The sequence below is a fragment of the Mameliella sp. CS4 genome (genome assembly GCF_019392335.1).
Lineage (GTDB): Bacteria > Pseudomonadota > Alphaproteobacteria > Rhodobacterales > Rhodobacteraceae > Antarctobacter.
Window position 1 is genome coordinate 1 of sequence record NZ_JAHXRQ010000168.1, and the last position, 267, is coordinate 267.

Genomic DNA, 267 nt, shown 5'->3' on the forward strand with positions numbered 1-267 from the left:
CCTCCAGCGCCCCCGCCGGCATGCCGATGTTCGAGATCCCCGGCGTTCCGGGCGCCTCCATGGGCGCGATCAACATCGGCGACATGCTCGGCAAAGCGCTCGGCGGCCAGCGCGGGAAGCCGCGGCGGATCCTGGTCCGGGACGCCTACGCGCCGCTGATGGCCGAGGAATCCGACAAGCTCGTCGACGACGAGGCGCTGGTCCGCGAGGCGATCCGCGAGGTCGAGAACAACGGCATCGTCTTCCTCGACGAGATCGACAAGATCT

1 pseudogene is annotated in these 267 nt (G+C 68.9%); it reads left to right on the plus strand.

The features are described 5' to 3' along the window. Positions 1-26 precede the first annotated feature (26 nt). A pseudogene (locus KZZ07_RS26980) lies at positions 27-267 on the plus strand (AAA family ATPase); the annotation flags it as partial.